13 protein-coding genes and 1 tRNA gene are annotated in these 20809 nt (G+C 68.8%); 13 read left to right on the top strand and 1 reads right to left on the bottom strand.

Annotated features, from left to right (window positions below; all coding sequences use genetic code 11):
- The first annotated feature begins 10 nt into the window (after positions 1-10).
- From KV394_RS09035 to KV394_RS09050, 4 genes are read left to right on the top strand one after another with little or no spacing between them, the layout of a single operon-like run.
- The gene (locus KV394_RS09035) at positions 11-985 is read left to right on the top strand and encodes a carbohydrate ABC transporter permease (protein ID WP_136032289.1); all 975 of its coding nucleotides are present in this window, start codon (positions 11-13) and stop codon (positions 983-985) included.
- On the top strand, positions 982-1815 hold the full coding sequence (locus KV394_RS09040) for a carbohydrate ABC transporter permease (RefSeq protein WP_136032291.1): 834 nt from the start codon (positions 982-984) through the stop codon (positions 1813-1815). Before KV394_RS09035 ends, KV394_RS09040 begins: the two co-directional genes overlap by 4 nt.
- Positions 1812-3332 carry a glycoside hydrolase family 3 protein gene (locus KV394_RS09045; RefSeq protein ID WP_247981280.1) on the top strand — a complete coding sequence of 507 codons (1521 nt, stop codon included), beginning with the start codon at positions 1812-1814 and terminating at the stop codon, positions 3330-3332. The genes KV394_RS09040 and KV394_RS09045 overlap by 4 nt, the downstream gene beginning before the upstream one ends.
- Before the next feature lie 14 nt (positions 3333-3346).
- Positions 3347-4219, top strand: coding sequence for a MurR/RpiR family transcriptional regulator (locus tag KV394_RS09050; protein ID WP_247981281.1), 873 nt, complete (start codon positions 3347-3349; stop codon positions 4217-4219).
- A gap of 21 nt (positions 4220-4240) precedes the next feature.
- On the opposite strand, the gene KV394_RS09055 is transcribed toward KV394_RS09050, so the two are convergent.
- Entirely contained in the window at positions 4241-5164 is a 924-nt protein-coding gene (locus KV394_RS09055; protein ID WP_247981282.1) for a sugar kinase, read from the bottom strand.
- Positions 5165-5331: 167 nt separating this feature from the next.
- Here KV394_RS09055 and KV394_RS09060 point away from each other — a divergent pair, with 167 nt between their 5' ends.
- From KV394_RS09060 to KV394_RS09100, 9 genes are all read left to right on the top strand, one after another.
- The gene (locus KV394_RS09060; RefSeq protein ID WP_136032298.1) at positions 5332-7005 is read left to right on the top strand and encodes an ABC transporter substrate-binding protein; all 1674 of its coding nucleotides are present in this window, start codon (positions 5332-5334) and stop codon (positions 7003-7005) included.
- A gap of 130 nt (positions 7006-7135) precedes the next feature.
- Entirely contained in the window at positions 7136-8140 is a 1005-nt protein-coding gene (locus tag KV394_RS09065) for an ABC transporter permease (RefSeq protein WP_136035908.1), read from the top strand.
- Positions 8141-8174: 34 nt separating this feature from the next.
- Positions 8175-9137: an ABC transporter permease gene (locus KV394_RS09070; RefSeq protein ID WP_136031619.1), complete on the top strand. Its 963-nt coding sequence runs from the start codon at positions 8175-8177 to the stop codon at positions 9135-9137.
- Positions 9134-10837: an ABC transporter ATP-binding protein gene (locus KV394_RS09075; protein ID WP_136035907.1), complete on the top strand. Its 1704-nt coding sequence runs from the start codon at positions 9134-9136 to the stop codon at positions 10835-10837. Before KV394_RS09070 ends, KV394_RS09075 begins: the two co-directional genes overlap by 4 nt.
- Positions 10838-11045: 208 nt before the next feature.
- Positions 11046-14549 carry a DNA-directed RNA polymerase subunit beta gene (gene rpoB, locus KV394_RS09080; RefSeq protein WP_136031622.1) on the top strand — a complete coding sequence of 1168 codons (3504 nt, stop codon included), beginning with the start codon at positions 11046-11048 and terminating at the stop codon, positions 14547-14549.
- 81 nt (positions 14550-14630) lie between these two features.
- Positions 14631-18506, top strand: a complete 3876-nt coding sequence (gene rpoC / locus KV394_RS09085) for a DNA-directed RNA polymerase subunit beta' (protein ID WP_136045924.1) — start codon at positions 14631-14633, stop codon at positions 18504-18506.
- Positions 18507-18709: 203 nt separating this feature from the next.
- On the top strand, positions 18710-19639 hold the full coding sequence (locus tag KV394_RS09090) for a PfkB family carbohydrate kinase (RefSeq protein WP_247981283.1): 930 nt from the start codon (positions 18710-18712) through the stop codon (positions 19637-19639).
- Positions 19640-19725: 86 nt separating this feature from the next.
- Positions 19726-19810 (top strand) — tRNA-Tyr (locus KV394_RS09095).
- A 105-nt stretch (positions 19811-19915) separates the two neighbouring features.
- Positions 19916-20800 (top strand): bile acid:sodium symporter family protein, encoded by an 885-nt coding sequence (locus KV394_RS09100; RefSeq protein WP_240744573.1) that lies wholly within the window; start codon positions 19916-19918, stop codon positions 20798-20800.
- Positions 20801-20809 lie beyond the last annotated feature (9 nt).

Below are 20809 nucleotides of genomic sequence, written 5' to 3' on the forward strand. Positions count from 1 at the left end.
CACTCCTTCCATGTCGATGGTGCAAGCGCCACTGCCGGCCACGAAGGCGGAATCCACCTCCGCCTCCGTGGCCGGCGGCCGGAAGAAGCGAGGACTCTCGCTCGTCACGGCCCGTCCCTGGCTTCTCCTCGCGCCCGGGCTGATCATCCTCGCGGTGCTCATGCTCTGGCCGCTCGTCCAGGTGTTCATCTACTCGCTGCAGGACTACGGACTGCGCGAGATCAACACCGGCGAGAACAACTGGATCGGCCTGGACAACTACGTCGAGGCGCTCACCAACCCGACCCTGTGGACGGTGGTGCTCCCCAACACGGTCGGCTTCGCGGCCGTCGCGGTGTTCACCACCGTCGCACTCGGGACCCTGGTCGCGCTGCTGCTCGCGCGCCTCGGCACCGTGTGGCGCACCATCGTGTCCAGCTGCATCATGGTCGCGTGGGCGATGCCCGCCGTGACCGGCACCTACGTCTGGACGTTCATCTTCGATGCCGACCGCGGCATCTTCAACTCGGTGCTCCAGGACCTCGGCCTCATCGACGGCCAGGTCAACTGGTTCACCAACCAGTGGTCGTTCTACGCGATCGTGCTGCTCAACGTCGTGCACCACGGCTTCCCGTTCGTGGCGATCACGGTCCTCGCCGGGCTCCTCGGCGTCTCGAAGGAGATGCTGGAGGCCGCGGCCCTCGACGGCGCCGGTGCATGGCGCCGGTTCTGGAAGATCATCTTCCCCACGCTCAAGCCCGTGTTCTCGGTCGTCATCATCCTGTCGACCATCTGGGACTTCAAGGTCTTCGCGCAGGTCTACCTGATGCCCGGCGGAAGCGGCGGCAACCGCCAGGTGCTGAACCTGGGCGTGTGGTCGTACGTGGAGTCGTTCGGGCAGAACCGCTACGGCTTCGGCGCCGCACTCGCGGTGCTGCTCACCCTCGTCCTGATCGGCATCACGATCGTGTACATCCGGTCGCTCATGAAGGAGGACGAGCTGTGAACCCGCGCCCCCGGCTCCGCTCCCGCATCGGTCTCGGGATCGGCGTCGCCGCCGTCCTGATCTTCACGCTGTTCCCCGTGTACTGGATGGTCTCCAGCGCACTCGACGGCAAGGCCTCCAGCGGTGGGCAGTCGCTCCTGCCGCAGGAGTTCACGTTCGACAACTTCGCGTTCGTGCTCACCGAGGGCGGCTTCGGCACCTACCTGCGCAACTCCGCCATCGTCGCGCTCGTCACGGTGCTCGTCAGCGCGCTGGTGTGCCTGCTCGCGGCGGTCGCCGTCGCGCGCTTCCGCTTCAAGTTCCGCACCACGATCCTCATGATGATCCTGGTCGTGCAGATGGTGCCGCTCGAGGCGCTCGTGATCCCGCTGTTCCTCCAGGTGAAGAGCCTCGGCCTGCTCAACAGCATCATCGGTCTGATGGTGGTGTACGTGGCGCTGTCGCTCGCGTTCGGCATCTGGATGCTGCGCGGCTTCGTCGCCGCCGTGCCCGTCGAGCTGGAGGAGGCCGCGTACATCGACGGCGCCAGCTGGTGGCGCATGTTCCGCTCGGTGCTGCTGCCGCTGGTGATGCCGGGTCTCGTCGCGACCAGCATCTTCAGCTTCATCACCGCCTGGAACGAGTTCATCTTCGCGATGACGATCCTCGGTGCCCAGACCGACCAGTACACGGTGTCGATCGGCCTCAAGTCGTTCTTCGGCCTCTACTCCAACGACTGGGGCAGCATCATGGCCGCATCGACCATCATCACCGTGCCGGTCATGATCTTCTTCGTGATCGTGCAGCGTCGGCTCTCCGCCGGCATGGTCGCCGGGGCGGTGAAGGGATGACCGACGAACTGGAGCGCCTGGCGAACGGCGTGCTGTGGCCGGGCTTCCTCGGTACGGAGGCGCCCGCGTGGCTTCTCGATGAGCTGCGCGATGGACTGGCCGGTGTCGTGTACTTCGGGCAGAACGTCGGAGAGGGGCTGCCGGCGCTGAGCGCCCAGATCCTCGACGCGAACCCCGCGGCGCTGATCGGCGTCGACGAGGAGGGCGGCAGCGTCACGCGCCTGGAGTCGGCCACCGGTTCCACGCTCCCCGGCGCGGCGCAGCTCGGCACGCTCGACGATCTCGTCGCCTCGGAGCGCACCGGTGCGGAGCTCGCCCGCCGCGTGCGGGCGGTGGGCGGGAACGTCGTGCTCGGCCCGGTCGCCGACGTCAACACCGATCATCGCAACCCGGTCATCGGCGTGCGGTCCTTCGGCGCGGACACGGAGCTCGTGTCGCGCCACGCGGTCGCGATGCTCGACGGCATCCAGGACGGCGGGGCGGCGGCGTGCGTGAAGCACTTCCCGGGTCACGGCGACACCCACGTCGACTCGCACCATGCGCTGCCCCGGATCGACCTCGACCTCGACGAGTACGAGCGCGAGCACCTGGAGCCGTTCCGTGCCGCGGTGGAGGCGGGCGTCGACGCCGTCATGACCGCGCACATCGTGGTTCCCGGGTGGGGCGACGCTCCGGCGACCCTCAACCCGCGCGTGCTCGGCATCCTGCGCGACTGGGGCTTCGACGGCGTTATCATCACCGACGCGCTCGACATGGCCGCGATCCGCGAGACCGTCGGGCTCGGCGGCGGCGCGGCACGCGCCCTCGCCGCCGGCGTCGACCTGCTGTGCATCGGCAATCCGACCAACCCCGGCGAGGCGGCGCTGCCCGACCAGGATCTGCGCGACTTCCGTGCTGCGCGCGACGGGATCGTGGCTGCGCTGCGCGACGGCTCGCTGTCGCGCGAGCGCGTGGAGGAGGCCGCGGGACGCGTGGCCGCCCTCGCCGCGAAGCTGCAGGCGCAGGCCGCCCGCGAGCACGCCGGGCAGCAGCCCGTGGACGGCTTCGACGCGCAGGACATCGCCCGCCGCGCCGTGGCCCTCGTCGGCGCCGCGCCGGAGTCGGCCGAGGCGCTCGCGGTGATCGACGCCCGTCGTCGCTCGACCCTCGCCGTCGACAGCGCCGCGTCGTACGTGGCCAGTGCCCTCGCGGGCGACGGTGTGCGCGTCCGGCTCGACGTCGCCGCGCGACCCGTGACGGAGCAGGACGACGTGATCGCCGAGGTCGTCGCGGCCCCGGGCGCCACGGTGGTCCTGGTCGACCGCCCCGACGCGGAGCCGGCACAGCGCGCCCTCGTCGAGCGCACGGCCGCCCGTGACCCGCGCGCGGTCGTGGTGAACGTCGGGCTGCCCGCCCGCACGCCGCTTCCCCTGCCGACCGTCGAGGTCGGGGCGGCCAGCAGGCTCGGGGCGCAGACCGCACGGGAGGCACTCCTGGGTCGCTTCCCGCTACGGCAGAGGTCGACCACCGCCGGTTGAGACGGGATCAGCGCATGGACGACGACGTTCTGGCCACGGTGCGGCGCTCCCTGCCCAGGCTGAGCGCGGCCGAGGGCCGCGTGGCCGAGACCATCCTCGGCGACCCCACGCTCGTCGTCGACCTCGCGATCAACGATCTGGCGCAGCTGTGCCGCACGTCGCTGTCCACCGTGGCGCGGTTCGCGCAGTCGCTGGGGTTCAGCGGCTACCGCGAGCTGCGGGTCGCGGTCGCCCGCTCGGTCACGCTCGCCCAGGCGCAGCAGGCGCGCTTCGGCCTGGACACCACCGCGATCGATCCGCACGACGGTCCAGGCGTGATCGCGGCGAAGCTCGCGGCGCAGGAGATCGACGCGATCGAGAAGACCGCCCGTGCGCTCGATGAGGCCGCCCTCGACCGGGTCGCGCGTGCGCTGGTGGCTGCCCGCCACATCGACCTGTTCGGTCAGGCGGCGTCGTCGCTGACGGCGCAGGACCTGCAGTTGAAGCTGTCGCGCATCGGGTGCTCGGTGTCGCACTCCGCCGATCCGCACCTGGCGATCACGACCGCGTCGCTGCGTTCGCCCGAGGACGTCGCGATCGCCTTCTCGCACGGCGGGGAGACGGCCGAGACGGTCAGGGCGCTGGAGGTGACGCGCGACACCGGAGCGCTCGCGGTCGCCGTGACCAGCGATGCGGACTCCCCGCTCGCGGCGGTGGCGGACGTGGTGCTGCTCAGCCAGGCGCAGGAGTCGCCGTATCGCATGGCGGCGATGTCGAGTCGGATCGCACAGCTCGCCCTGATCGACGTGCTGTTCGTGCGCGTGGTGCAGCACCGCGGGGAGCCGGTGGCCGTGTCCCTGCAGCGCACGCACGATGCCGTGCCGCCGCGCCGTCCGCGCCGCGCGTAGGGGGGTGACGGCAGGGGGGGCTCAGTCCACGTGGTCGCGGGTGCTGGCGATCGCGCGCGTGGCGATGCGGTGCGCACGGGCCAGGCTGCCGCTGAGCGAGAGCCCGGCGAGCACCCCGGCGAGGAAGCCGCCGGCGAACGCGTCTCCCGCGCCGATCGTCTCCACGACGGGCGCGTCGAGGGCGTCGCTCTGCGCGCGATCCCCGCGGTCGAACGCCACGGCGCCGGCCGGGTCGGTCACCACGACGAACCGCGGCTCGGGGAACAGCGCGCGGAGGGCGTCGGGGTCGCTCGTGCCGAACACCGCCGCGGCGTCCGGCCTGGTGCAGAACAGCACGTCGGCGTCGCGGGCGAGTCCGCCCAGCAGGCGCTTCGCGTGGTCTTCCCTCCCGCGCCAGAGCGCCGGGCGCCAGTTGAGGTCGAAGCTCAGCAGCGCGTGAGCGGGACGGTGGTCGCGGAACAGCGCATCCTGCGCGGCGGCGGCCGAGTCCGACAGGGCTGGCGTGATGCCCGAGGTGTGCACGAGCGCGGCGCGGGCGAGGAGGGCAGCGGCCGCGGGCGTCTCGAGGGTGCGCGGAGACAGTGCGGCGGCGGCCGACCCTGCCCGGTAGTAGTGCATCGTGCCCTCGACCGTGCCGTCCTGCCGGGGCGACAGCTCCTTGACGTACAGCCCGGTCGGCGCGTCCGCATCGACCTCGATCGCGCTGTCGTCCACGCCGTGGGCGCGGAGCTCGCCCGTCAGGAACCGGCCGAACCCGTCGTCGCCGACGCGCGAGACCACGGCCGTGTCGACTCCCGCCGAGGCGAGCGCGATCGCGGTGTTCCACTCCGCGCCCGCGAGCGACCGGTCGAACGTGCGGCAGATCTCCAGGGCACCGGCGGTGGCCGGGACGAGGGCGACCATGCCCTCGCCGAAGCAGACGGCGAGCGGGGTGGACTCTGGCACGTTCTCGACGGTACCCGATCCCGAGTCCCGCGCGTGTCGATACCGGATCGCAACCTCCGGCTATTTGGCATCCGCGATCCGGCTGGGTACCTTCGAGGAATCACCGTCTCCGGGGCGACGACGCCCCGGGTACGCGCATCGAAGCGCCCGACAGGGAAGGTCACACAATGCACCAGTCAGCCATGCGTCGGCGAGGGATCGTCGCCGTCACCGGAGCGGCCATCGCGGCTCTCGCTCTCGCCGGATGCGTCGCCAGCGAGCGCGGCGACAACGGTTCGGAGGGCTCGGGCGACGTCGACGGCACGTTCGTCTTCGCCGCGTCGTCCGATCCGGCGAGCCTCGACCCCGCGTTCGCGCAGGACGGCGAGACGTTCCGCGTCTCCCGCCAGATCTTCGAGGGTCTGGTGGGCACCGAGCCGGGCACCGCCGACCCCGCGCCGCTGCTGGCGGAGTCGTGGGAGTCGTCCGAGGACGGCATGTCGCACACGTTCCAGCTGAAGGAGGGGGTGACGTTCCAGGACGGCACCCCGTTCAACGCCGAGGCGGTCTGCTACAACTTCGACCGCTGGTACAACTGGACCGGTCTGGCCGCCTCCGAGGCGTTCGGCTACTACTACAACAAGCTCTTCAAGGGCTACGCGTCGAACCCCGCCGACGCCGTCTACAAGTCGTGCACGCCCGACGGCGAGAACTCCGTCACGATCGAGCTGAACAAGCCGTTCGCCGGATTCATCGCCTCGCTGTCGCTGCCCGCGTTCGGCATGCAGAGCCCGTCCGCGATGCAGGAGTTCGGCGCCGATGAGGTCGGCGGGTCGGCCGAGGCGCCGCAGCTGTCCGAGTACGCGATGGGCCACCCGGTCGGCACGGGCCCCTACCAGTTCGAGGAGTGGGCGCCGGGCGAGCAGGTCACGCTCAAGGCCTACGACGACTACTGGGGCGACGCGGGTCAGGTCGACGAGATCATCTTCCGCACGATCGACGATCCGACGGCCCGCCGCCAGGCGCTCGAGTCCGGCTCGATCGACGGCTACGACCTCGTCGGTCCCGCCGACACCAAGGCGCTCGAGGACGACGGCTTCACGATGGTGTCGCGCCCGCCGTTCACGATCCTGTACCTGGCGTTCAACCAGGCCGTGCCCGAGCTGCAGGACCCGAAGGTGCGCGAGGCCCTCTCGTACGCGGTCGACAAGGACGCGCTGATCAGCCAGGTGCTGCCCGAGGGTACGCAGAAGGCCACGCAGTTCGTGCCCGAGGTCGTCAACGGCTACAACCCCGACGTCACGACCTACGACTACGACCCCGAGAAGGCCAAGGCCCTGCTCGCGGAGGCCGGCTACGACGAGTCGAACCCGCTGAAGCTCACCTTCAACTACCCGGTCAACGTGTCGCGTCCCTACATGCCGGACCCCGAGCAGATCTTCACGGTGCTGTCGTCGCAGCTGTCCGAGGTCGGCGTGGAGACCACCCCGGTGTCGGAGGAGTGGGTCGAGTACCTCGACCGCACGACCGGCACCTCCGACCACGGCATCCACCTGCTGGGCTGGACGGGCGACTACAACGACACCGACAACTTCGTCGGCGTGTTCTTCGGCCAGCAGAGCTCGGAGTGGGGCTTCGACAACCCCGAGCTGTTCCAGAAGCTGACCGAGGCTCGCGGCGTGTCCAACCTGGAGGAGCAGACCGCGCTGTACGAGGACATCAACGAGATGGTGGCGGAGTTCATCCCCGGCGTCCCGCTCGCGCACCCGGCTCCGACGCTCGCGTTCGACCCGCGCGTGAAGAGCTACCCTGCCAGCCCGGTGAACGACGAGGTCTTCACGGACATCGTCCTCACCAAGTAACGGCCTGACCGACCGAGACCCCTTCGTCTCGTCGCTCCGCTCCTCGCTCAGGGGCCGGATCGGGAAACCATCCCGGTTCGGTCCCTGAACGAGCGGAGCGAGACGACGGGCCTGATCGACGGAGATCTTCGTGCTGCGCACCATCGGCAGGCGACTGCTGTTCCTCATCCCCACCCTGTTCGGGCTCAGCATCCTGCTGTTCGCCTGGGTCAGGGCCCTTCCCGGCGGCCCCGCGGTCGCCCTCCTCGGCGAGAAGGCCACACCCGAGGCGATCGCCAGGGTCAACGAGCTCTACGGCTTCAACAAGCCGCTCATCGAGCAGTACTTCATCTGGATCACGCGCCTGCTGCAGGGCGACTTCGGCACCTCGATCCAGACCAACCGTCCGGTGGTGGAGGAGTTCTTCCGCCGGTTCCCCGCGACGATCGAGCTGAGCGTCATGGCGCTCATCTTCGCGGTGGGCGTCGGCATCCCGCTCGGCTACTGGGCCGCGCGGCGACACGGCAAGTTCACCGATCACGCCTCGGTCGTGCTGAGCCTGATCGGCATCACCATCCCGGTGTTCTTCCTGGCGTTCATCCTCAAGTACGTCTTCGCGGTGCAGCTGGGCTGGCTGCCGTCCGACGGGCGGCAGAACCCGCGGATAGACGCGACGCATCCCACCGGGTTCTACGTGTGGGACGGCATCATCACCGGCGAGTTCGACGCGGCGTGGGACGCCATCCTGCACCTCATCCTCCCGGCGCTCGCGCTCGGCACGATCCCGCTGGCGATCATCGTGCGCATCACGAGGGCGAGCGTGCTCGAGGTGCAGAACGCCGACTACGTCCGCACCGGGCGCGCGAAGGGCGTCGGCTCGTCGACGCTGCGCAGCCGCTTCATCCTGCGCAACGCCATGCTGCCGGTGATCACCACGATCGGTCTGCAGACGGGACTGCTGATCTCGGGGGCGGTGCTCACCGAGACGGTGTTCGCGTTCCCCGGCATCGGCTCGTTCCTGGCGCGGGCCATCTTCACGCGGGACTTCCCGGTGCTCCAGGGCTTCATCATCTTCATCGCGATCGCGTACGCGCTGATCAACCTGGCGGTGGACGTCTCCTACAGCTTCATCGACCCGAGAGTGAGGGTGCAGTGATGTCTCTCCTCATCGTCCGAAAGGAGGCGGTCGCATGAGCATCGCCCTCCCACCCGCACAGGGACCCTCCGCCGAGAGCGGGGGAAGCATCGACACCGTCGCGATCGCCCAGGCCGATCTGAAGAACGGCGGCGGCTTCTGGAGCGACGTGTTCCGTCGACTCCGCCGCAACCCGACCGCATGGATCGGCGCGGTCATCGTGCTCGTCTTCCTGGCGATCGCCCTGCTGGCACCGGTGATCGCCCCGTATCCGGAGACCGCGCTCCCCGGCGCGAAGTTCATCACCCCGACGCACATCCCCGGACCGGGCGAGCTGCCGGAGTTCCCGCTCGGGCTCGACCGCTTCGGCGGCGACGTGCTCTCGAAGCTGATCTGGGGCGCGCAGGCGTCGCTGCTCATCGGTGTCGTCTCGACCGCGATGGGGCTCGTCGGCGGCATGCTGCTCGGGCTCATCGCCGGCACGTTCGGCGGCTGGGTCGACACGGTCATCATGCGCGTGGTCGACATCATCCTGTCCGTGCCGAACCTGCTGCTGGCGGTGTCGATCGCGGCGATCCTCGGCCAGACGCCGTTCGCGGTCATGATCGCGATCGGTGCCTCGCAGGTGCCGATCTTCGCGCGGCTGCTGCGGGCGTCGATGCTGCAGCAGCGCTCCAGCGACTACGTGCTCTCGGCGCAGACGCTGGGCCTCGGCCGCGGCCGGATCACGATGTCGCACGTGCTCCCCAATGCGATCGGCCCCGTGATCGTGCAGGGCACGCTGACGCTGGCGACCGCGGTGATCGACGCGGCGGCGCTGTCGTTCCTCGGGCTCGGCGGCGGCCGCCCCGAGACCGCCGAGTGGGGGCGCATGCTCACCTACGCCCAGGCGGAGCTGGCGATCGCGCCGTGGCTGGCGTTCCTGCCCGGCATCTGCATCGCGGTCACCGCGCTCGGCTTCACCCTGCTGGGTGAGGCGCTGCGCGAGGCCATGGACCCGAGGACGAGGGCACGATGAACACGCGAGACGAGGGCGCCGCGCGCGCCGCGAGGGAGGACCGCATGTCGGACGAGCCGCTGCTGTCGGTCGAGGGACTGGCGGTCGACTTCGCCACCATGGACGGCGTCGTGCACGCGGTCGAGGGCGTCGACCTGGAGATCCGACCGGGCGAGACGGTCGCGATCGTGGGCGAGTCCGGGTCGGGCAAGTCCACCACCGCGATGGCCATCATCGGGCTGCTCGCCGGGGGCGGGAAGGTCGCGGCGGGCAGTATCCGCCTGGACGGCCGCGAGATCGCGCACGCCTCGGAGAACGAGCTGCGCACGATCCGGGGGCGCGACATCGGCCTGGTCCCGCAAGACCCGATGTCGAACCTCAACCCGGTCGCCAAGATCGGCACGCAGGTCGCCGAGACGCTGCTCGCGCATGGCCTGGCCACGCGGCAGAACGTGCAGGGGAAGGTCGTCGAGGCGCTCACGGCCGCGGGCCTGCCCGATCCGGAGCGCCGCGCCAAGCAGTATCCGCACGAGTTCTCCGGCGGTATGCGCCAGCGCGCGCTGATCGCGATCGGGCTGGCGTGCAAGCCGCGGCTGCTGATCGCCGACGAGCCCACCAGCGCGCTCGACGTCACGGTGCAGCAGACCATCCTCGACCAGATCGGCGAGATGACGCGCGAGCTCGGCACGGCGGTGCTGCTCATCACGCACGACCTCGGTCTCGCGGCCGAGCGGGCGGAGCGGGTCGTGGTGATGCACCGCGGCAAGGTGGTCGAGCAGGGGCCGGCGCGGCAGATCCTGGAGGACCCGCAGCACCCGTACACGCAGTCGCTCGTGAAGGCGGCGCCCTCGGTCGCGGTCGCCCGGCTGCGGCCGGAGGCGTTCGTGCGCGACACGTCCGCCGCCGAGCTGCCCGCAGCGGAGGAGAAGCCGCGCGACCACATCGTCGAGATCGAGAACCTCACGAAGGTGTATCCGGTGCGGGGCAAGCACGAGGACTTCGTGGCCGTCGATGACGTGTCGCTGGCGATCCCGCGCGGCGAGACGGTCGCGATCGTCGGGGAGTCCGGCTCGGGCAAGACGACGACCGCCCGCATGCTGCTCAAGCTGATCGAGCCCACCAGCGGACTCATCCGCTACGAGGGCAAGGACGTCTCGACGCTCAGCAGGGCGGAGACGAAGGAGTTCCGGCAGCGCGTGCAGCCGATCTTCCAGGACCCGTACTCGAGCCTGAACCCGATGTTCACGATCGAGCGTTTGATCGCCGAGCCCCTGGAGTTCTATCGGCGGGGGAGTGGCGCCGACCGTCGCAAGCGCGTGCGGCAGCTGCTCGACGACGTGGCGCTGCCGCAGTCGATGCTGCGCCGCTACCCGTCGGAGCTGTCGGGCGGTCAGCGGCAGCGCGTCGCGATCGCCCGGGCGCTCGCGCTCTCGCCCGACCTCATCGTGTGCGACGAGCCGGTGTCGGCGCTCGACGTGCTGGTGCAGGACCAGATCCTGCGGCTGCTCGGCGACCTGCAGCGGGAGTACGGCCTGAGCTACCTGTTCATCTCGCACGACCTCGCGGTGGTGCGGCTCATCAGCGACTACGTGTGCGTGATGAAGGACGGGAAGCTGGTCGAGGCGGCGACGTCGGAGGAGATCTTCACGAATCCGCGCGACCCCTATACGCGGCGCCTGCTCGCCTCGATCCCGGGCAACGAGCTCGGCATCGCGTCCTGACACGGGGGAGCGAGCGCCAATACCGCAGGTTCTGAGATTGGTCAAGGACTGTGCTTGCCATGTCGCGGAATCGTGGGTATAGTTGGTAGTTGCGCTCGCTCCTCCCTGCCCTCATATGGTGGTCGGCATCCGTTGAGCTCTCGAGCGCGAACTCCACCTGACGACAAAGGAATCGAGAAGCCCTGCGGGGCTCACGGAGGTTATTCCCTTGGCTGCTGCTCCCAACGCATCCACATCCACCACCACCAAGAACGGACGCGGAGCTTCCCGTCTTTCGTTCGCCAAGATCTCCGACACGCTGACGGTCCCCGACCTTCTCGCTCTGCAGACCGAGTCCTTCGGTTGGCTCGTCGGCAACGACGCCTGGAAGGCGCGCGTGGCCGAGGCGAAGGCCGCCGGTCGCACCGACGTGAACGAGAACAGCGGTCTGGGCGAGATCTTCGAGGAGATCTCCCCGATCGAGGACCTCGGCGAGACGATGCAGCTGTCGTTCACGAACCCGTACCTCGAGCCGGAGAAGTACTCGATCGAGGAGTGCAAGGAGCGTGGCAAGACCTACGCCGCGCCGCTGTACGTCGAGGCCGAGTTCATGAACCACCTCACGGGTGAGATCAAGACGCAGACGGTCTTCATGGGCGACTTCCCCCTGCAGACCGACAAGGGCACGTTCATCATCAACGGCTCCGAGCGCGTCGTCGTGTCGCAGCTCGTCCGCTCGCCCGGTGTCTACTTCGACAAGACGCCCGACAAGACCTCCGACAAGGACATCGTCTCGGCGCGCGTCATCCCGAGCCGCGGTGCCTGGCTCGAGTTCGAGATCGACAAGCGCGACCAGGTGGGCGTGCGCGTCGACCGCAAGCGCAAGCAGTCCGTCACGGTCTTCCTCAAGGCGCTGGGCATGACCAGCGAGGAGATCCTGGCCGAGTTCGCCGGCTACACCTCCATCGAGGAGACGCTCGCGAAGGACACGATCGTCACCAAGGAAGACGCGCTGCGCGACATCTACCGCAAGCTGCGTCCGGGCGAGCAGGTGGCCGCCGAGGCCGCCCGCGCGCTGCTCGACAACTTCTACTTCAACCCGAAGCGCTACGACCTCGCCAAGGTCGGCCGGTACAAGATCAACCACAAGCTGGGTCTCGACACCCCGCTGACGGAGTCGGTGCTGACGGTGCAGGACATCGTCGCGACCATCAAGTACCTGGTGCGTCTGCACGCCGGCACCGAGGAGACCTTCGAGGGCATCCGCGGCGGCAAGAAGACGGAGATCCGTCTCGCGACCGACGACATCGACAACTTCGGCAACCGTCGCATCCGCGCGGTCGGCGAGCTGATCCAGAACCAGGTCCGCACGGGTCTGTCCCGCATGGAGCGCGTCGTCCGCGAGCGCATGACCACGCAGGACATCGAGGCCATCACGCCGCAGACGCTGATCAACGTGCGCCCCGTCGTCGCCGCGATCAAGGAGTTCTTCGGAACCTCGCAGCTGTCGCAGTTCATGGACCAGAACAACCCGCTCGCGGGTCTGACCAACAAGCGCCGCCTCTCGGCCCTCGGCCCCGGTGGTCTGAGCCGCGACCGCGCCGGCGTCGAGGTCCGTGACGTCCACCCCTCGCACTACGGCCGCATGTGCCCGATCGAGACACCGGAAGGCCCGAACATCGGCCTGATCGGTGCGCTGGCGACCTTCGCGCGCATCAACTCGTTCGGCTTCATCGAGACCCCGTACCGCAAGGTCGTCGACGGTGTCGTGACCGAGCAGATCGACTACCTCACGGCGTCCGAGGAGGTCGACTTCAACATCGCGCAGGCCAACGCGCCGCTCGATGCGAAGGGTCGCTTCCGCGAGAGCCACGTGCTCGCGCGCCCCAAGGGCGGTAGCGGTGAGGTCGACCTGTTCCTGCCGGAGGAGATCGGCTACATCGACGTCTCGCCGCGCCAGATGGTGTCGGTCGCGACCTCGCTCGTGCCCTTCCTCGAGCACGACGACGCGCAGCGCGCGCTCATGGGCGCCAACATGCAGCGCCAGGCCGTGCCGCTGCTGCGCAGCGACTCGCCGCTCGTCGGCACCGGTATGGAGGGTTACACCGCCATCGACGCGGGCGACGTGATCACCGCCGAGAAGGCCGGTGTCGTCTCCGAGGTCTCCGCCGACCGCGTCGTGGTCATGCTCGACGAGGGCGGCACGCAGGAGTACCACCTGCGCAAGTTCGACCGCTCGAACCAGGGCACCTCCTACAACCAGAAGGTCGTCGTGTCGGCCGGTGAGCGCGTCGAGGTCGGCGAGGTCATCGCCGACGGCCCCGCCACCGAGAACGGCGAGCTGGCCCTCGGCAAGAACCTCCTCGTCGCGTTCATGACGTGGGAGGGCTACAACTTCGAGGACGCCATCATCCTGAGCCAGGACCTGGTGAAGGACGACACCCTCTCGTCGATCCACATCGAGGAGTACGAGGTCGACGCCCGCGACACCAAGCTCGGCAAGGAGGAGATCACCCGTGACCTCCCCAACGTCAGCCCCGAGCTGCTGAAGGATCTCGACGAGCGCGGCATCATCCGCATCGGTGCCGAGGTCCGCCCCGGCGACATCCTCGTCGGCAAGGTCACGCCGAAGGGTGAGACCGAGCTGTCGGCCGAGGAGCGCCTGCTCCGCGCGATCTTCAACGAGAAGAGCCGCGAGGTCCGCGACACGTCGCTGAAGGTGCCGCACGGTGAGCAGGGCACGATCATCGCCGTCAAGGAGTTCAACGCCGAGGACGGCGACGACGAGCTCGGCTCCGGCGTGAACCGCCGCGTCGTGGTCTACATCGCCCAGAAGCGCAAGATCACCGAGGGTGACAAGCTCGCCGGCCGTCACGGCAACAAGGGTGTCATCGCGAAGATCCTGCCCGTCGAGGACATGCCGTTCCTCTCGGACGGCACGCCGGTCGACATCGTCCTCAACCCGCTGGGCATTCCGGGTCGAATGAACTTCGGCCAGGTGCTCGAGACCCACCTCGGGTGGATCGCGAAGCAGGGCTGGAAGGTCGAGGGCACCCCGGAGTGGGCCGCCAAGCTGCCGGAGCAGGCCTTCGAGGCCGCCCCCGGCACGAAGGTCGCGACCCCGGTGTTCGACGGCGCCAGCGAGGAGGAGATCGCCGGTCTGCTCGACTCGACGCTCCCGACGCGGGACGGCCTGCGCCTGATCGACTCGAGCGGCAAGACGCAGCTGTTCGACGGCCGCTCCGGCGAGCCGTTCCCGGCGCCGATCTCCGTGGGCTACATGTACATCCTGAAGCTCCACCACCTGGTGGACGACAAGATCCACGCCCGCTCCACCGGTCCGTACTCGATGATCACCCAGCAGCCGCTCGGTGGTAAGGCGCAGTTCGGTGGACAGCGCTTCGGTGAGATGGAGGTGTGGGCCCTCGAGGCCTACGGCGCCGCGTACGCCCTCCAGGAGCTCCTCACGATCAAGTCCGACGACATCCTCGGCCGCGTCAAGGTGTACGAGGCGATCGTCAAGGGCGAGAACATCCAGGAGCCCGGCATCCCGGAGTCGTTCAAGGTGCTCATGAAGGAGATGCAGTCGCTCTGCCTGAATGTCGAGGTCCTCTCGGCCGACGGCACGCTGGTCAACCTCCGCGACACCGACGACGAGGCGTTCCGTGCCGCAGAGGAACTCGGTATCAACATCTCCAGCCGCTTCGAGGCCGCCTCGATCGACGAGATCTAATCCTTCGGGAGCCGGGGACCGCCGTGTCCCCGGCTCACCGAAGCAGACTTCTCAAACAGAATTTCCGACACAGGAGAACTAGTGCTCGAGTCCACAACCTTCGATGAGCTTCGCATCGGCCTGGCGACCGCAGACCACATCCGCGCGTGGTCCTACGGCGAGGTCAAGAAGCCCGAAACCATCAACTACCGCACCCTCAAGCCGGAGAAGGACGGTCTCTTCGGAGAGCAGATCTTCGGCCCGTCCCGTGACTGGGAGTGCGCCTGCGGCAAGTACAAGCGCGTCCGCTTCAAGGGCATCGTCTGTGAGCGCTGTGGCGTGGAGGTCACCAAGAGCTCCGTCCGCCGTGAGCGCATGGGTCACATCGAGCTCGCCGCTCCCGTCACCCACATCTGGTACTTCAAGGGCGTGCCCTCGCGCCTCGGCTACCTGCTCGACATGGCGCCGAAGGACCTCGAGAAGGTCATCTACTTCGCCGCCTACATGGTCATCTCGGTCGACGAGGATGCTCGTCACCGCGACCTGGGCACGCAGGAGAACAACATCCGCCTCGAGCTGAAGACGCTCGGCGACCGCCGCGACGCCAAGATCGCGGAGCGCCTGGCCAAGCTGGAGGAGGAGCTCGCGGCTCTCGAGGCCGAGGGTGCCAAGGCCGACGCCAAGAAGAAGGTCAAGGACGCCGCCGAGAAGGAGATGTCGCTCATCCGCAAGGGTGCCGACGAGGCGATCCTGAAGCTGGAGCGCGTGTGGGAGGACTTCCGCACGCTCGAGGTCGGTGCCCTGCGCCCGGAGGACGACGTCTTCCACGAGCTGCAGGACCGCTTCGGCCAGTACTTCGAGGCCTACATGGGTGCCGAGGCGATCCAGCGTCGCCTGGCCGCGTTCGACCTGACCGCCGAGGCCGAGAGCCTGCACCTGCAGATCTCGGAGGGCAAGGGCCAGCGCAAGATCCGTGCGATCAAGCGCCTCAAGGTCGTCAACTCGTTCCTCGAGACCGGCATGAGCCCGGCCGCGATGGTGCTCGACGTCGTTCCGGTGATCCCGCCGGAGCTGCGTCCGATGGTGCAGCTCGACGGTGGCCGCTTCGCGACCTCCGACCTGAACGACCTGTACCGCCGCGTGATCAACCGCAACAACCGTCTCCGTCGCCTGATCGACCTCGGCGCCCCCGAGATCATCGTCAACAACGAGAAGCGGATGCTGCAGGAGGCCGTCGACGCGCTGTTCGACAACGGCCGCCGTGGTCGCCCCGTCACCGGTACCGGCAACCGTGCACTGAAGTCCCTGAGCGACATGCTCAAGGGAAAGCAGGGTCGTTTCCGTCAGAACCTGCTCGGCAAGCGTGTCGACTACTCGGGCCGTTCGGTCATCGTGGTCGGCCCGCAGCTCAAGCTGCACCAGTGCGGTCTGCCCAAGCAGATGGCGCTCGAGCTGTTCAAGCCGTTCGTCATCAAGCGCCTGATCGACCTCGGTCACTCGCAGAACATCAAGGCCGCGAAGCGCGCGGTCGAGCGCACGCGTCCCGAGGTCTGGGACGTGCTCGAGGAGATCATCCGCGAGCGTCCGGTGCTGCTCAACCGTGCACCCACCCTGCACCGTCTGGGCATCCAGGCGTTCGAGCCGCAGCTCGTGGAGGGCAAGGCCATCCAGCTGCACCCGCTCGTCTGCGCGGCGTTCAACGCCGACTTCGACGGTGACCAGATGGCCGTGCACCTGCCGCTGTCGGTCGAGGCTCAGGCCGAGGCCCGCGTGCTGATGCTCGCGTCGAACAACATCCTCAAGCCGTCGGACGGCCGTCCGGTGACCCTGCCCTCGCAGGACATGATCATCGGTCTGCACCACCTGACCACGGTCAAGGCCGGCGCCAAGGGCGAGGGCCGTGCGTTCGGCTCCGTCGGTGAGGCGCAGCTCGCGTACGACGAGGGCACGCTCGACCTGCAGGCGAAGGTCCGCATCCGCATCCCGGGTCTGGCCTTCCTGGAGGGCGAGGCTCCCGAGGGCTACGAGAAGCACGGTCTGGTCGACGCGTCGCTCGGTCAGGCGATCTTCAACGACGCGCTGCCGAAGGGCTACCCCTTCGTCCGCGAGCAGGCCGACAAGGGCAAGCTGTCGCAGATCGTCAACAAGCTGGCCGAGGAGTACCCCAAGGTCGAGACGGCCGCCACGCTGGACCGCATCAAGGATGCCGGCTTCTACTGGGCGACCCGTTCGGGTGTCACCGTCGCGCTGAGCGACATCCTCACCCCGCCGAACAAGGCGGAGATCGTCGCGGGCTACGAGAAGCAGGCCGCGAAGGTCCAGTCCCAGTACGAGAAGGGCCTCACGACCGACGCCGAGCGTCGTCAGGAGCTCATCAAGATCTGGACCGAGGCGACCGACGAGGTGCAGGCCGCGATGAAGGCGCACTTCCCGGAGGACAACACCATCAACCGCATGGTGTCCTCGGGCGCCCGTGGTAACTGGCTGCAGATCCGGAACATCGCCGGTATGCGTGGTCTGGTGAACAACCCCAAGGGTGAGATCATCCCGCGTCCGATCATCTCCTCGTACCGCGAGGGTCTGTCGGTGGCGGAGTACTTCATCGCGACGCACGGTACCCGTAAGGGTCTGGCCGACACCGCTCTGCGTACCGCCGACTCGGGTTACCTGACCCGTCGTCTGGTGGACGTCTCGCAGGACGTCATCATCCGCGAAGAGGACTGTGGCACGTCGAAGGGCCTCGAGCTCCCGATCGCCGCGCCGAACTCGCAGGGTGAGCTGGTGCGCGACGCGAACGTCGAGAACTCGGTGTTCGCCCGGACGCTGGCCTCCGACGTCGTGAACGCGGCGGGCGAGGTCCTCGCCTCGGCCGGCGACGACGTGGGCGACGTGCTCATCGACAAGCTGGTCGCTGCGGGTGTCGAGACCATCAAGGTCCGCTCGGTCCTGACCTGCGACTCCGCCGTCGGCGTGTGCGCGCAGTGCTACGGCCGTTCGCTCGCGACCGGCAAGACGGTCGACATCGGCGAGGCCGTCGGCATCATCGCGGCCCAGTCGATCGGTGAGCCCGGTACCCAGCTGACGATGCGTACCTTCCACACCGGTGGTTCCGCGTCGGCCGACGACATCACGCAGGGTCTGCCCCGTGTGCAGGAGCTGTTCGAGGCTCGTACCCCCAAGGGTGCGTCGCCGATCGCCGAGGCCGACGGCCGCATCACGATCGACGAGACCGACAAGGCCAAGAAGGTCATCCTGACGCCCGACAACGGCGACGAGCCCGTCGTCTACCCGGTGCTGAAGCGTGCGACGCTCCTCGTCGAGGACGGCCAGCATGTCTCGGTCGGTCAGCCCCTGCAGGTCGGCACGCTCGACCCCAAGGAGGTCATGCGCGTCATGGGTGCCCGCGAGGTGCAGAAGTACCTCGTCGGCGGCGTGCAGGGCGTGTACCGCTCGCAGGGTGTGCCGATCCACGACAAGCACATCGAGGTCATCGTCCGCCAGATGCTCCGCAAGGTCACCGTCGTCGACCACGCCGACACGACCCTCCTGCCGGGTGAGATGGTCGACCTGAAGCGCTACCAGCAGATCAACCGCGAGGCCGTGGCCGAGGGCAAGCGCCCCGCGTCGGGTCGCCCGGAGCTGATGGGTATCACGAAGGCGTCGCTCGCGACCGAGTCGTGGCTGTCCGCCGCGTCCTTCCAGGAGACGACCCGCGTGCTCACGCAGGCCGCCATGGAGGGCAAGCGCGACCCGCTGGTCGGTCTCAAGGAGAACGTCATCATCGGTAAGCTCATCCCCGCCGGAACCGGTCTCTCGAAGTACCGCGACGTCACGGTCGAGGCCACCGAGGAAGCCAAGAGCGAGCGCTACCCGAACCGGATCTTCGCATCCGACGGCGCGTACGCGGACGGCGACTTCGGCTACGTCGACTTCGACGCGTTCTCGACGGACGACATCACCCCCGGTACCTACAACTGAGGTGTGACTGAGTGAACGAAGGCCCCGGGCATCGCCCGGGGCCTTCGTCGTCCCTCGGCGCGTGCGGGTGTGCGCGACTCAGGAGATCCGGGGCGGCAGGCCGCCTTCGTGCGCTTGCAGAAGCGTGGGGACGGAGATCTCCTGAGTTGTGCGCGCAATTCGGCAGCGCTCCGGAGCGCGGGCGGGCGCGGTAGGGTCGGCGAGTGAGCACTGAGACTTCCCCCGGCGGCTCGGCCGTCGTCATCGGAGACGCCCTGATCGACGAGATCCGGGATGACAGCGGCGTCCGCGAGTTCGTCGGCGGAGCCGCCCTGAACGTGGCGGTGGGTCTGCGGCGGCTCGGAATCCCCACGACGCTCATCGCGATGGTCGGAGAAGACGTCGCAGGCGCGCACATCCGCGAGTATGTGGCGGACCACGGCGTGCGCCTGATCGCGAGCGCGGCGCCGCACGGGTCGTCGCGCGCCGTCGTGACCCGGGCCGCGAACGGCGAGCCGAGCTACGTCTTCAACCGTGCCGCCCAGGAGCGCACGATCCGCTACTCGGACGAGGCGGTGGCCGCGATCGCGGACGCCGACCTCGCGGTCGTCAGCTGCTTCCCGTTCGACGCACCCGCCGAGGTCGACGCGCTCGCGGCCGCCCTGGACGGTGCGCGCCTCGCGATCGATCCGAACCCGCGCACGGGCATGCTGAGCGACCGCGACGAGTTCGTGCGCGGCTTCGAGCGTCTGGCCGCGCAGGCCGAGGTCGTGAAGGTCGGCGCCGACGACGCGGCGGTGCTCTACGACGGCGACCTCGACGCGCTGCGCTCCCGTCTCCGGGGGCTCGGCGTGCGCGCGGTGCTGGCCACCGCGGGTGCGGACGGCGCGGTGCTCGAGTCCGACGCCGGCACCTCGACGGCCCCGATCTCCGCGCTGCCCGGGCGCCTCGTCGACACCGTGGGGGCGGGCGATGCGACGCTCGCCGCCGTCGCGGCCGGTCTGGTCGCCGCTGCTCCGCAGGCCGCAGGGGAGTGGGACGCCCTGCTGCGACGGGCCATGGACATCGCGGCCGCGACGTGCAGGGCCGAGGGCGGTCTGCTGCGCACGCCCGAGTCGCTCGCCGAGTCCGACCGCGGGGTGCACGGCAGCTGACGCCTCGATTTCTCGACCCCGCATCGTGCGGGTATGATGGATCTTCGTGCCCCCGGTTGGCTGTTGAAGTCGGACGGGTGCGCTCTGGCGAGTTACCCAAGTGGCCAAAGGGATCTGACTGTAAATCAGCCGTCTTCGACTTCGGGGGTTCGAATCCCTCACTCGCCACCACGGAAGCCCCCGCTCGTCGGGGGCTTCTTCCGTTTCGGCGCGCGTCTCACGAACCCGTGACACCGAGGCCCTCCGTCCGCCACACTGAGTGCCATGGGATCAGCGTTGACCACCATCGGACTGCCCGTCGCGCTCGGCATCATCATGCTGGGTCTGGGCCTCAGCCTCACCCTCGGCGACTTCGCCCGGGTGCTCAAGCAGCCGAGGGCGGTGATCGTCGCGCTGCTGTGTCAGCTGGTGCTCCTGCCGGCCGTCTGCTTCGGGCTCGTGCTGCTGTTCCAGCTGCCGCCGGTGCTGGCGGTGGGCATGATGATGCTCGCCGCGTCGCCGGGCGGCACCACGGCGAACCTGTACAGCCACCTGTTCCGCGGCGACATCGCCCTCAACATCTCGCTCACGGCGGTGAACTCGGTGATCGCCGTGATCACCCTGCCGATCATCACGAACCTCGCGATCGCCTACTTCCGCCCGTTCGATGACACGCTGGGGCTGCAGTGGTCGAAGGCCCTCGAGGTGTTCGCGATCGTGCTGCTGCCCGTCGCGCTCGGCATGCTGATCCGGCGGTTCTGGCCACGGTTCGCCGCGAGCATGGACAAGCCGGTGCGCATCGCCTCGGTCGTCATCCTGATCGTCGTGATCGCGGGCGCCGTGGCCTCGAACTGGACGCTCCTGGTCGACAACGTGGCGCGTCTGGCCCTCATCACCGTGCTGTTCTGCCTGGTCAGCCTCGCAGTCGGATTCCTCATCCCGCGGATGCTGCGGGTGGGCAAGCGTCAGGCGATCGCGACGTCGTTCGAGATCGGCATCCACAACGCGACCCTGGCGATCGTGATCGCGCAGTCCGTGCTCGGTTCGGTGGAGCTGAGCCTCCCCGCGGCCGTCTACGGGGTGCTGATGTTCTTCATCGCGTTCGGCTTCGGGTTCCTCATCCGCGAGCGCAGCGGTGCCTCCGCGGCACGGACCGCGCCCGCCGTCGAGGGCGTTTCCTAGACTGGAGTG

Origin of the sequence: Microbacterium sufflavum (assembly GCF_023101165.1) — a bacterium.
GTDB lineage: Bacteria > Actinomycetota > Actinomycetes > Actinomycetales > Microbacteriaceae > Microbacterium > Microbacterium sufflavum.

Excerpts from the sequence above, each read along its gene's own strand:
- KV394_RS09045 (WP_247981280.1), top strand. The coding sequence starts at position 1,812 with ATGACCGACGAACTGGAGCGCCTGGCGAACGGCGTGCTGTGGCCGGGC.
- KV394_RS09060 (WP_136032298.1), top strand. The coding sequence starts at position 5,332 with ATGCACCAGTCAGCCATGCGTCGGCGAGGGATCGTCGCCGTCACCGGA.
- KV394_RS09035 (WP_136032289.1), top strand. The coding sequence starts at position 11 with ATGTCGATGGTGCAAGCGCCACTGCCGGCCACGAAGGCGGAATCCACC.
- KV394_RS09070 (WP_136031619.1), top strand. The coding sequence starts at position 8,175 with ATGAGCATCGCCCTCCCACCCGCACAGGGACCCTCCGCCGAGAGCGGG.
- KV394_RS09050 (WP_247981281.1), top strand. The coding sequence starts at position 3,347 with ATGGACGACGACGTTCTGGCCACGGTGCGGCGCTCCCTGCCCAGGCTG.
- KV394_RS09075 (WP_136035907.1), top strand. The coding sequence starts at position 9,134 with ATGAACACGCGAGACGAGGGCGCCGCGCGCGCCGCGAGGGAGGACCGC.